The organism is Cupriavidus sp. R6-3, from assembly GCF_059772245.1.
This window is the reverse complement of record NZ_JCBAJO010000141.1, coordinates 1-12,779: the sequence shown is the minus strand read 5'-3', so window position 1 is coordinate 12,779 and position 12,779 is coordinate 1. Positions and strand designations below refer to the sequence as shown.

Genomic DNA, 12,779 nt, shown 5'->3' with positions numbered 1-12,779 from the left:
GGTCACATTGGACGACTGCTTGCCGAAGCTGCGGGAGCCGCCCATGCGCTTGGCCTCCGCATCGAACACCATCCCGAAGGCCAGCATGCCGGCCAGCGACCCCGCCAGGAATTTTCCGCGAATCGTGGACATGATTTGTTATCCCCTTTTATTGCGCCGCAATCGGCGCTGATTCAGTACTTACGGCCGACATGCAAGGCGACCACGCCTGCCGTCAGGTTGAAGTATTCGACGTTCTCGAGGCCCGCTTGTTCCATCAACCGCACAAGCGACTCCTGGTCGGGGTGCATGCGGATCGACTCGGCGAGATACCGGTAGCTGTGGGCGTCGCCCGCGACGCGCTGGCCCAGCCAGGGCAGCACCTTGAACGAATAGACATCGTACGCCTTTTCCAGCGGCTTCCAGACCTTGGAGAACTCCAGCACCATGACCTTGCCGCCAGGCTTCGTCACGCGCCGCATCTCGGTCAGCGCCCGGTCCTTGTGGGTCATGTTGCGCAGGCCGAAGGCCACGGTGACCAGGTCGAAGTGATTGTCCGGAAACGGGATCCGCTCGGCGTCGCACAGGCAGGTCGGCGTCACGATGCCGTCGTTCAGCAGCCGGTCGCGGCCGACGCGCAGCATCGATTCGTTGATGTCGGTCAGCCAGACCTCGCCGGTCGGGCCGGCCTGGCGGGCGAATGCCTTGGCCAGGTCGCCGGTGCCGCCGGCGATGTCGAGCACCTTGTGGCCCGGCCGCACGCCGGCCTGGGCGATCGTGAACAGCTTCCACAGCCGGTGCATGCCGCCCGACATCAGGTCGTTCATCAGGTCGTACTTCGACGCGACCGAATGGAACACGCCGGCAACCTTGCCGGCCTTCTCGGTCTCGTCGACCTTCTCGAACCCGAAGTGGGTTTCGCTCATCGCTGGCTCCAGAAATCCAGGGGAGTCGGTGGGGACCGGCCGGCTCAGTGGTGGCCGCAGCCGTGGCCGTGCGCCGCGGCGGGCGGCATCGGCGTGTCGCGATCGGCGCCGGCGGCCTCGAGCCGCCGCAGGTAGTCCTGCCACAGCGCCTCCTGCTCGGCGCCGAGGCGGTACAGCAGATCCCAGGAATAGATGCCGCTGTCGTGGCCGTCGGAGAAGCGGATCAGGATCGCGTAGTTGCCGACCGGCTCGACCGCGGTCACGTTGACGTCGCGCTTGCCGGTCTGCAGCACTTCCTGGCCCGGGCCGTGGCCCTGCACTTCGGCGGACGGCGAATAGACCCGCAGGTACTCGAACGGCAGCCGGAAGCTGGCGCCATTGTCGAAGCCGATTTCCAGCACGCGCGATTGCGTATGGACCGTCAGCGCGGTGGGGTGCGGGGTATCTTTTTCCAGTCCTGCCATGATTGTCGGCGCCAGCCGTGTTGGCGCGAACCCGGGCCCCGGGTCGGGACTCACGCCGAGTTCACGCTTCTTGTACGACCCGATAGCTTACCGCACGCGACCCGCCTTGCCCATCTTCCAGCGCCGGCCGGGGCACGCCGGCCTCGGTCGCCACGCCATCGGCCGCGCCATCGGACTGCAAGGTCTCGCGCTCCGGCAGATAGCGCAGGCGGCGATTGTGGAAGGCCGCGACCGTGCTGCGGTGCGCGATGCTGACGATTGCCGCGCCGGGCAGCGCGTCGACCATCAGCTGGTACATGGCGCGCTCGGTCTCCTCGTCCAGCGCGCTGGTGGCCTCGTCGAGGAACAGGAAATCGGGCTTGCACAGCAGCGCGCGGGCGAACGCCAGCCGCTGCTGCTCGCCGGGCGACAGCCGCAGCGCCCAGTTGTCGAACACGTCCAGCTGGTTGGCCAGCGCGCCGAGCTGGGCCTGGCGCAGCGCGTCGCGCAGCGCCTCGGCCGGATGCGCGTCGCCGGCCTGCGGATAGGCCAGCGCGTCGGCCAGCGTGCCGACCGGCAGGTAGCTGCGCTGGGGCAGGAACAACGTGCGCGACGCCGCCGGCATCGCCACCGAGCCGCTGCCGTATGGCCAGATCCCGGCCAGCGCGCGGAACAGCACGCTCTTGCCGCAGCCCGACGGACCGGTCACCAGCCAGCGCTCGCCGCGTTCGATCGTCAGCGAGAACGCCGACACCAGCGGCCGCTTGACCACCGGCAGGCCGGGGCCGGACAGGACCGGAAGGGCCAGCGCCAGCGCGTCGATCTCGATGCGGTCGCGCCCGCCCGCGTGCGCCTCGCCGACGTTGACCTGGATGTCGTGCTCGCCGTCGTGCAGGCGCTCCTGCCGCTGGGCCTCGCGAATCGCGTGCTGGAAATCGATCAGGCGGTTCGACGCGGCCTTCCAGCCGACCAGCGTCGCGTAGTTGTCGACGAACCACGACAGCGCGCCCTGCACCTGGCCGAAGGCGGTCGACATCTGCATCAGCCCGCCCAGCGTCATCTTGCCGGCGAAATAGCGCGGCGCGGCCACCAGGATCGGGAAGATGATGGCGAACTGGCCGTAGCCCGAGCTGATGAAGGTCAGCCGCCGCGTATAGAACATCAGCTGGTTCCAGTTGACGCGGATCTGCTCGAAGCGCGCGCGCAGCCCGGCCTGCTCGGTGGGCTCGCCGCGATAGAGCGCGACCGGCTCCGCGTTTTCGCGCAGCCGCACCAGCGAGAAACGGAAGTTCGCCTCGTATTGCTCCTGCTGGAAATTCAGGCCGATCAGCGGCCGGCCGATCCAGTGCGTCAGCAGCGAGCCGAGCACCGCGTAGCCGCCGGCGAACCAGACCATGTAGCCGGGGATCGTCATCGTCGTGCCGCCCAGCGCGAAGCTGATCGGCCCGGACACCGCCCACAGGATGCCGACGAAGGACACCAGCGTGACCACCGAATTGAGCAGGCCGAGCGACAGCGACAGCGCGCCGTCGGTAAACAGCCGCAGGTCATCGGCCAGCCGCTGGTCGGGGTTGTCGGTGGCGTGGGTCTGCTCGATGCGGTAGTAGGCCTGCCAGGCCAGCCACTTGCCGAGGAACTGGTTGGTCATCCAGGTCCGCCAGCGCATCTGCAGCATCATCGTGTAGTACTGGCGGAAGATCGCGGCGACGATGAAGCAGGCCGCGATCATGCTGAACCGCAGCAGCAGCTCCTTGAACGAGGCGTAGTCGCGCTGCTCCAGCGCGTTGTAGAACACGCGGTTCCACTCGTTGAGCAGCACGTTGATGTAGACGATGCCCAGGTTCAGCGCGACCAGCAGCAGCAACAGCCCGAGGCCGGCCTTGCGGTCCTCGGATTTCCAGTAGGGCTTGATCAGCGCCCAGGTCGCGCGAAAGCGCAGGCGGCTCTGGATCTGCAGCTCGCGGGCCGGAACGGCGGGACCGGGCACGGTAGCGGTGGTGGGCGTGGACATGAAGTCGGGTCGGCGAAGGGGAAAACGGGAGCGGCGGAATTGGCGGAAACGGCGTCATCGGCCTATCCAGCCGGATCAGGCATCAGACGGCGCCCGCCCCGGCCGGGTTCCACGCCCGCGGGGCAGACATCCCTATTGAGCGCATTGGCGGCGCGTCGGGTTGACGGCCGGGTTGACGGCCGGGGCGACCGGAGCGCGATGCGGGATCGGCGTCAGTCGGGATCGGCGTCAGTCGGCCCGCAACGCGGCCAGCGCCGCGCGCAAGGCCGGCAGCCGCGCCTGCAGCGCCTCGATGCGGCTCGCGTCGCGCTCCCGCTGCGGCGCGGCCCAGACCGCCTCGGGAAAGTGGGTGTCCCAGCGATAGCGCGGGATGATGTGCCAGTGCAGGTGCGGCACCATGTTGCCGAAGGCGGCCAGGTTGACCTTGTCGGGCGCCATCGCGTCGCGCACGGTGCGTTCGACGCGGGCCACCAGCCGCATCAGCCAGGCCTGGTCGGCATCGGACAGATCGGTCTGCTCGGCCACGTGGTCCTGCCAGACCACGCGGCAGAAGCCGGGAAAGCGCTCGTGCTCGACCAGGATCACGCGGGCGCGCCGGCCCGGATCCTGCCAGGCCAGCTCGCCTCCCTCCCCTTCGCACAGCGGGCAGCCCGTCACGCGGGCCGCGCCCTGCTCCGCCGCGCTCATGGCCGGGTCCTCACACCAGGACCCGCTCGATGCCGCCCGCGTTGGCCGCGGCGACGTAGTCGGGCATCCAGTTCTCGCCCAGCAGATGGCGCGCCATCTCGACCACGATGTAGTCCGCCTGCACCGAGGCATCCTCGTTGTAGCGCGACAGGCCCTGCAGGCACGACGGGCAGCTGGTCAGGATCTTGACGTCGCCGTCGAAGCCGTCGGCGCGCAGCTTGCCGGCGCCCTTGCGCATTTCCTCTTCCTTGCGGAAGCGGACCTGCGTCGACACGTCCGGACGGGTCACCGCCAGCGTGCCCGATTCCCCGCAGCAGCGCTCGTTCTTCTCGATGCTGCCGGCCTCGCCGTTGCCGCCCATCAGCTGGTTGACCAGCCTGGTCGGGTCCATCGTCTTGATCGGCGTGTGGCAGGGGTCGTGGTACATGTAGCGCGCCCCGGTCACGCCCTCGAGCTTGACGCCCTTCTCGAGCAGGTATTCGTGGATGTCGATGATGCGGCAGCCCGGGAAGATCTTCTCGAATTCATAGCCGGCGAGCTGGTCGTAGCAGGTGCCGCAGCTGACCACCACCGTCTTGATGTCGAGGTAGTTCAGCGTATTGGCGACCCGGTGGAACAGCACGCGGTTGTCGGTGACGATCTTCTCGGCCTTGTCGAACTGGCCGGTGCCGCGCTGCGGATAGCCGCAGCACAGATAGCCCGGCGGCAGCACGGTCTGCACGCCGACGTGCCACAGCATCGCCTGCGTGGCGAGACCCACCTGCGAGAACAGCCGCTCCGAGCCGCAGCCCGGGAAGTAGAACACCGCCTCGCTCTCGACCGAGGTGGCCTTCGGATTGCGGATGATCGGCACGATCTCGTTGTCTTCGATATCGAGCAGCGCGCGCGCGGTCTTCTTGGGCAGGTTGCCCGGCATCTTCTTGTTGACGAAGTGGATCACCTGCTCGCGCACCGGCGGCTTGCCGACCGTGGCGGGCGGATGCGCGGTCTGCTTGCGCGCCAGCGTCTTCATCAGCTCGTTGCCGGCGCGCTGGGCCTTGTAGCCCCAGTCCATCATGACCTTGCGGGTCATGTTGATGGTCTGCGGGTTGGTCGCGTTCAGGAAGAACATCGCCGCCGCGGTGCCGGGGTTGAACTTTTTCTGCCCCATCTTGCGCAGCAGGTTGCGCATGTTCATCGACACGTCGCCGAAGTCGATCTTGACCGGGCACGGCGTCACGCACTTGTGGCAGACGGTGCAGTGGTCGGCCACGTCGGAGAACTCATCCCAGTGCTTGATCGACACGCCGCGGCGGGTCTGCTCCTCGTACAGGAAGGCCTCGATCAGCAGCGAGGTGGCCAGGATCTTGTTGCGCGGGCTGTACAGCAGGTTGGCGCGCGGCACGTGCGTGGCGCACACCGGCTTGCACTTGCCGCAGCGCAGGCAGTCCTTGACGCTGTCGGCGATCGCGCCGATGTCGCTCTGCTGCATGATCAGCGACTCGTGCCCCATCAGGCCGAACGACGGCGTATAGGCATTGCGCAGATCGGCGCCCGGCAGCAGCTTGCCCTTGTTGAAGCGGCCCTGCGGATCGACGCGCTGCTTGTACTGGCGGAAGTCGCCGATCTCTTCCTCGGTCAGGAACTCGAGCTTGGTGATGCCGATGCCGTGCTCGCCGGAAATCACGCCGTCCAGCGAGCGCGCCAGCGCCATGATGCGGGCCACCGCCTTGTGGGCGTCCTGCAGCATGTCGTAGTCGTCGGAGTTGACCGGGATGTTGGTGTGCACGTTGCCGTCGCCGGCGTGCATGTGCAGCGCGACGAAGACGCGGCCGCGCAGCACCTGCTTGTGGATCTTCTGCGCCTCGTCGAGGATCGGCTTGAACTCGCCGCCGTTGAAGATCTTGCGCAGCTCGGCGCGCAGCTCGTTCTTCCACGATACGCGGATGGTGCGGTCCTGCAGCAGGTGGAACACCGCGGCATCGGGCTGCTGCGCCAGGCGCGCCTCGAAGGCCTGGCCCAGCAGGCCCAGGCCATGGCCGATCAGCGCGGCGCGCGCCTGCGTCAGCGGCGTGTCGAGGTTGTCGCGCAGGTACATCCAGCGCGCGCGCACGTCGCGCAGCAGCGTCAGCGCCTGCTGCACGCGGTCCTCCAGCAGTTCGGCGCTGGGGATTTCGTTGGCGTCGTCGCTGCGGCCCAGCGGCAGGTTGCCGCGCGCGAAGAAGCTCTCCAGCTCGTCGGCGAGCTTGAGCTTGTTCTTGATCGACAGCTCGATATTGATGCGCTCGATGCCGTCGGTGTATTCGCCCATCCGGTTCAGCGGGATCACCACGTCTTCGTTGATCTTGAAGGCGTTGGTATGGCGCGCGATGGCGGCGGTGCGCGAACGGTCGAGCCAGAACTTCTTGCGCGCCTCCGGGCTGATCGCGACGAAGCCCTCGCCGCTCTTGCCGTTGGCCATGCGGATGACTTCCGAGGTGGCGCGCGCGACCGCGTTCTCGTCGTCGCCGACGATATCGCCGATCAGCACCATCTTCGGGAAGGCATTGCGCTTGCTCTTGGTGGCGTAGCCGACCGCGCGCAGATAGCGCTCGTCCAGATGCTCGAGGCCGGCGAGGATCGCGCCGCCCGGCGTCTTCGACTCGATATCGAGGAAGTCCTTGATCTCGACGATGCTCGGGATCGCGTCGCGCGCCTGGCCGAAGAACTCCAGGCAGACCGTGCGGATATGGCGCGGCATCCGATGCAGGATCCAGCGCGCGCTGGTGATGATGCCGTCGCAGCCTTCCTTCTGCACGCCCGGCAGGCCGGCCAGGAACTTGTCGGTGACGTCCTTGCCCAGCCCTTCCTTGCGGAACTTGCGGCCCTCGATCGCCAGCGTCTCGCTGCGCAGCAGCTTCTCGCCCGGGGCGCGATTGCCGTCGAACCACTTGAGCTCGAAGGTGGCCACCGGCACGTCGTGGATCTTGCCCAGGTTGTGGTCCAGGCGCGTGACCTCGAGCCAGTTGCCCTCCGGATCCACCATGCGCCACCAGGCCAGGTTGTCCAGCGCGGTGCCCCACAGCACGGCCTTCTTGCCGCCGGCGTTCATCGCGACGTTGCCGCCGATGCACGACGCGTCGATCGAGGTCGGATCGACCGCGAAGACGAGGCCCGCCTTGTCGGCCGCATCGGCGACGCGGCGCGTCACCACGCCGGCGCCGGAGAAGATCGTCGCGACCTTGCCCTGCACGCCCGGCAGGTCGGTCTCCTCGACCGGACCCAGCTGTTCGAGCTTCTCGGTATTGATGACGGCCGACAACGGTGTCAGCGGCACGGCGCCGCCGGTATAGCCGGTGCCGCCTCCGCGCGGAATGATGGTCAGGCCCAGTTCGAAGCAGCCCTTGACCAGCCCGGCGATCTCTTCCTCGCTGTCGGGGGTCAGCACCACGAACGGATATTCGACGCGCCAGTCGGTGGCGTCGGTCACGTGCGACACGCGCGAGAGCCCGTCGAACTTGATGTTGTCCTTCTGCGTGACGCGGCCCAGCACGCGCAACGCGCGCTTGCGCAGGTCGTAGGCGTCGGTGAACTCGCGCTTGAATTCCTCGATGGCCTGCCGGGCGAAGGTGACCAGCTGCTCGACCCGGTGCGAGCGGTCCTCGGCGGCCGGCTCGGCATGCTCGGCGCGATCGGCGGCGCGGCGCTTCTCGATCTCGGCGAGCCGGTGGTGCAGCGCGGAGATCAGCATCTCGCGGCGCTTCGGGTTCTCCAGCAGGTCGTCCTGCAGATACGGATTGCGGCGGACCACCCAGATGTCGCCCAGCACCTCGTAGAGCATCCGCGCCGAACGGCCGGTGCGGCGCTCGCCCCGCAGTTCGTCCAGGATCCGCCAGGCCTCCTCGCCCAGCAGGCGGATCACGATCTCGCGGTCGGAAAAGGAGGTGTAGTTATAGGGGATCTCGCGCAGGCGCGGAGGGGCGTCCTGCGCGGCGAGCTTGGCGTCGAGCACGAGTGGGGCATTCATGGGCGGGACCGCGGCATGCGGCGCACGGGGACGGTGCGCCTGTCGTCAACTAAAGCGCGATTGTACTGCAACGCCCCGTTTTTCCGCGGCGCAGCAATTCCATACCCGCGCTGGGGCGATGGGCACTCCGGCTGGCGGCGGGAATCGGCGGACCGTCTAGAACCAGGCCCGCATGGTGTCGCCGAGCCGCTGCCAGAAGCTGTCCGGAATCCACAGCAGCGCGCTGGTCATCGCCAGATAGCGCAGCAGCTTGCCGATCGCCATGTAGCCCAGGCTCGGCCAGAACGGCAGGCGCAGCCATCCGGCCAATGTGCACAATGGATCACCCAACATCGGCAGCCAGGACAGCAGCAGCGTCTTCGGGCCGAGCCGGCGCATCCAGCGGAAGTAGCGCGCGTCCAGCGGCGGCTTGCGGGGCTTGCGCGGATGCTTGCGGTGCTCGGCATGCTCGCGCTCGTGTTCGCGATGCTGGCGCCGCAGGTGGTAGCGCACCAGCGCCAGCTTGGCCGCATAGCCCAGCCACCAGTCGATCGCGCCGCCGAGCGTGTTGCCGGCGGTGGCCACCAGCAGCGCGGGCCAGTACATGTCCGGATTGAGCTTGATATAGCCGAATACCGCGGGCTCCGAGCCGACCGGCAGCAACGTCGCCGACAGCAGGCTGACGAGAAAGATCGCGCTCAGTCCAACCTTGGGCAGCGCGGCGGTGTCGAACAGCCAGTCGATCAGGCCTTCCATCGATGAATGCGGTGGTTCGGTGCAGGGTTCGAAGAGGGGTACGGTGGCCGTCGGCGACAAGGTCATGCCGGACCTGCCCCGCCCACGCGGCCGGCCATTCTAGCAAGCGCCGAACGGGGCAACCCGCATGGCACACCCCAGGGATTTGTGATTTACTGTTAGAGCCTTTTCGGCCCGAACGTTCACCGGCCGATGGACCGCGGCGGATCGCCCGTCGCCCGGATTGACCGCTGCATCGTTAGCTGCATCGTTGCTGTAACACTCGCTGCACCACCATCACGAAATAGCCGCGTTCCAACAAGCGGCAGCACCGCGCCGTAGCCTGTTCCGGGCAGTCATCGCGCATTTTCGGGATACACGCGGGATGTCCGGGGCCGGCCATGTGCGTCCACCCACATGGAGACCAGCATGGCGATTCCCATCCGCCTGACCGTCAACGGCAAGACCGTCGACGCCCAGGTCGAACCCCACACCCTTCTCGTCCAATTCCTGCGTGAACAGCTGCGCCTGACCGGCACCCATGTCGGCTGCGACACCGCGCAATGCGGCGCCTGCACCGTGCATCTGGACGGGCGGGCGGTGAAGTCGTGCAACCTGCTGGCGGTGCAGGCGGACGGTAGCCAGGTGACCACCATCGAGGGGCTGGCCCCCGACGGCGAACTGCATCCGATGCAGGCCGCCTTCCGCGACTGCCACGGCCTGCAATGCGGCTTCTGCACGCCCGGCATGGTGATGAGCGCGACCGCGCTGGTGCAGGAGCACCCGAACGCGGACGCCGCGACGATCCGCGCGCATCTGGACGGCAACCTGTGCCGCTGCACCGGCTATCACAACATCGTGCGCGCGGTGCAGCAGGGCCAGGCCGCGATGACCGGCGGCGCTGCATCGGCCAACGCATCGGCCAACGCATCGGCCACGGCACCGACCAACGCAGCGGCCACCGCAGCGGCCGAGTAAGGAGGAGCCCGCCATGAACGCACCCGAGACCCAACGGCTGGTCGGCGCCTCCGTCAAGCGCAAGGAAGACTACCGCTACCTGACCGGCATCGGCCAGTACACCGACGACATCGTGCAGCCGCAGCAGAGCTACGGCTATTTCGTCCGCTCGCCCTACGCGCATGCGCGCATCCGTTCGATCGACACGCGCGAGGCGATGGCCTCGCCGGGCGTGATCGGCGTCTTCACCGGCGAGGACATGGCGGCCGACAAGGTCGGCGGCCTGCCTTGCGGCTGGCTGATCCACAGCATCGACGGCTCGCCGATGAAGGAGCCCCCGCATCCGGTGCTGGCCCAGGGCAAGGTCCGCCATGTCGGCGACCAGGTCGCGCTGGTGGTGGCCGAGACGCTGCAGCAGGCGCGCGACGCCGCCGAGAAGATCGAGGTCGATTACGAGGAGCTGCCGGCGGTGGTGCGCACCGCCGACGCGACCTCGGCCACCGCGCTGGTGCACGACGACGTGCCGGCCAACACCTGCTACGTCTGGGGCCATGGCGATCGCGCGGCCACCGATGCGGCGTTTGCCAAGGCCGCGCACGTGACCACGCTGGAGATCGTCAACAACCGGCTGGTCCCCAACGCGATCGAGCCACGCGCGGTCAACGCCAGCTACAACCGCATGGACGACAGCTATACGCTGTACGTCGCCAGCCAGAACCCGCACGTCGAGCGGCTGCTGATGGGCGCCTTCGTGCTGGGCCTGCCGGAATCGCGGCTGCGCGTGATCGCGCCCGACGTGGGCGGCGGCTTCGGCTCGAAGATCTTCCTGTATCCGGAGGACGTCGCGCTGACCTGGGCGTCGAAGAAAGTCAAGCGGCCGATCAAGTGGACCGCCGAGCGTTCGGAGTCCTTCCTGACCGACGCCCACGGCCGCGACCATGTCACGCGCGCCGAACTGGCGCTCGATGCCGACGGCAAGTTCCTGGCGATGCGGGTCCACACGACCGCCAACATGGGCGCCTACCTGTCGACCTTCGCCTCCAGCGTGCCGACGATCCTGTACGCGACGCTGCTGGCCGGCCAGTACGCGACCCCGGCGATCTACGCCGAGGTCACGGCGGTGTTCACCAATACCGCGCCGGTCGACGCCTATCGCGGCGCGGGCCGGCCCGAGGCGACCTATGTGGTCGAGCGCCTGGTCGAGACCGCGGCGCGCGAGCTCGGCATCGATCCGGCCGAACTGCGCCGCCGCAACTTCATCCGCAGCTTTCCCTATGCCACGCCGGTCGGCCTGACCTACGACACCGGCGACTACGAGCCCTGCCTGCAGCGCGCGCAGGAACTGGCCGACGTGGCCGGCTTCCCGGCGCGCCGCGACGAAGCCCAGCGCCGGGGCAAGCTGCGCGGTCTCGGCTATTCCTGCTACATCGAGGCATGCGGGCTGGCGCCGTCCAATATCGCCGGGGCGCTCGGCGCGCGCGCCGGCCTGTTCGAGGTCGGCGAGATCCGCGTCCATCCGACCGGCACCGTGACCGTCTTCACCGGCTCGCACAGCCACGGGCAAGGCCACGAGACCACCTTCGCGCAGGTGGTGGCCGACCGGCTCGGCATCCCGCTCGACGCCGTCGAGGTGGTGCACGGCGACACCGGCCGCGTGCCGTTCGGCATGGGCACCTACGGCTCGCGTTCGCTGGCGGTGGGCGGCTCGGCCATCGTCAAGGCGCTCGACAAGATCGAGGCCAAGGCCAGGCAGATCGCCGCGCACCTGCTCGAAGCGTCGGCCGACGACATCGAGTTCAGCAACGGCGTGTTCCGCGTGGCCGGCACCGACCGCAGCAAGACCTTCGGCGAGGTCGCGCTGTCGGCCTACGTGCCGCACAATTACCCGCTCGACCGGCTGGAGCCGGGCCTGAACGAGAACGCGTTCTACGACCCGACCAACTTCACCTATCCGTCGGGCGCCTATGTCTGCGAGGTCGAGGTCGACCCGGACACCGGCGAGACCCAGGTGGTCAAGTTCACCGCTGTCGACGACTTCGGCAACATCATCAATCCGATGATCGTCGAGGGGCAGGTGCACGGCGGCATCGGCCAGGGGCTGGGGCAGGCGATGCTCGAGCAGTGCGTCTACGACGGCGACAGCGGCCAGCTGCTGACCGGCTCGTACATGGACTACGCGATGCCGCGCGCGGCCGATCTGCCCGACTTCACCGTCGAGACCGCGCAGGGCACGCCGTGCACGCACAACCCGCTGGGCGTCAAGGGCTGCGGCGAGGCCGGCGCGATCGGCTCGCCGCCGGCCTTCATCAACGCGCTGATCGACGCGCTGTCGCCGCTGGGCGTGCGCGACCTGCAGATGCCCGCGACCCCGCACCGGGTCTGGCAGGCGATCCACGCGGCCAGGCAGGGCGGCGGCACGCAGGGGGCTTCCCCGGCCGCGGGCCAGGCCGCGAACCAGACCACCGGCCAGACCGCCACCGCGGCCCGGACCATCTGACGCGCGAGGAGACTTCCATGTACGCATTCGAGTTCCAACGCGCGACCGATGCCCAGGCCGCGGCCGCGCTGCTGCGCAACGACCCCGACGCCAAGATCGTGGCGGGCGGACAGAGCCTGATCGCCGCGATGAAGCTGCGGCTGGCCGCGCCATCGACGCTGGTCGATATCAACCGCATTCCAGGCATCCGCGATATCCGCGTCGAGGGCGACACGCTGGTGATCGGCGCCGGCGCGCGGCACGCCGATGTCGAGGCGCACCCCGAGGTCAAACGCCGGCTGCCGGCGCTGGCCGCGCTGGCCGGCGGCATCGGCGACCGCCAGGTGCGCGCGCTCGGCACGCTGGGCGGCTCGATCGCCAACAACGATCCGGCCGCCTGCTATCCGGCCGCGGTGCTCGGGCTGAACGCCACCGTGGTGACCGACCGGCGCAGCATCGCCGCCGACGACTTCTTCGTCGGCATGTACGAGACCGCGCTCGAGCCGGACGAGCTGATCACCGCGGTGCGCTTCCCCTGTCCGCGGCAGGCGGCCTACGTCAAGTTCCGCAACCCGGCCTCGCGCTTTGCGCTGGTCGGCGT

The 12,779-nt window shown here is 68.5% G+C and carries 9 protein-coding genes; 3 read left to right on the top strand and 6 right to left on the bottom strand.

What is annotated here, in order from left to right; genetic code table 11:
* Positions 1-173 precede the first annotated feature (173 nt).
* From ubiE to AC6EI8_RS18415, 6 genes are all read right to left on the bottom strand, one after another.
* Positions 174-905: a bifunctional demethylmenaquinone methyltransferase/2-methoxy-6-polyprenyl-1,4-benzoquinol methylase UbiE gene (gene ubiE, locus AC6EI8_RS18440; RefSeq protein WP_498382557.1), complete on the bottom strand. Its 732-nt coding sequence runs from the start codon at positions 903-905 to the stop codon at positions 174-176.
* Between the two features lie 44 nt (positions 906-949).
* Positions 950-1,369, bottom strand: coding sequence for a gamma-butyrobetaine hydroxylase family protein (locus AC6EI8_RS18435; protein WP_149320275.1), 420 nt, complete (start codon positions 1,367-1,369; stop codon positions 950-952).
* Between the two features lie 61 nt (positions 1,370-1,430).
* On the bottom strand, positions 1,431-3,359 hold the full coding sequence (locus AC6EI8_RS18430) for an ABC transporter ATP-binding protein/permease (RefSeq protein WP_149320276.1): 1,929 nt from the start codon (positions 3,357-3,359) through the stop codon (positions 1,431-1,433).
* Positions 3,360-3,587: 228 nt separating this feature from the next.
* Entirely contained in the window at positions 3,588-4,046 is a 459-nt protein-coding gene (locus AC6EI8_RS18425; RefSeq protein WP_226108539.1) for an HIT family protein, read from the bottom strand.
* Positions 4,047-4,056: 10 nt separating this feature from the next.
* Positions 4,057-8,031, bottom strand: coding sequence for a DUF3683 domain-containing protein (locus AC6EI8_RS18420; protein WP_150084479.1), 3,975 nt, complete (start codon positions 8,029-8,031; stop codon positions 4,057-4,059).
* A gap of 156 nt (positions 8,032-8,187) precedes the next feature.
* Positions 8,188-8,766: a YqaA family protein gene (locus tag AC6EI8_RS18415; protein WP_149320159.1), complete on the bottom strand. Its 579-nt coding sequence runs from the start codon at positions 8,764-8,766 to the stop codon at positions 8,188-8,190.
* A gap of 408 nt (positions 8,767-9,174) precedes the next feature.
* Here AC6EI8_RS18415 and AC6EI8_RS18410 point away from each other — a divergent pair, with 408 nt between their 5' ends.
* The 3 genes from AC6EI8_RS18410 to AC6EI8_RS18400 all read left to right on the top strand — a co-directional run.
* The gene (locus tag AC6EI8_RS18410; RefSeq protein WP_150084480.1) at positions 9,175-9,723 is read left to right on the top strand and encodes a (2Fe-2S)-binding protein; all 549 of its coding nucleotides are present in this window, start codon (positions 9,175-9,177) and stop codon (positions 9,721-9,723) included.
* A 13-nt stretch (positions 9,724-9,736) separates the two neighbouring features.
* Positions 9,737-12,199: a xanthine dehydrogenase family protein molybdopterin-binding subunit gene (locus AC6EI8_RS18405; protein ID WP_223819803.1), complete on the top strand. Its 2,463-nt coding sequence runs from the start codon at positions 9,737-9,739 to the stop codon at positions 12,197-12,199.
* A 17-nt stretch (positions 12,200-12,216) separates the two neighbouring features.
* On the top strand, positions 12,217-12,779 hold a 563-nt coding region (locus tag AC6EI8_RS18400), incomplete at its 3' end, for an FAD binding domain-containing protein (protein WP_498382556.1).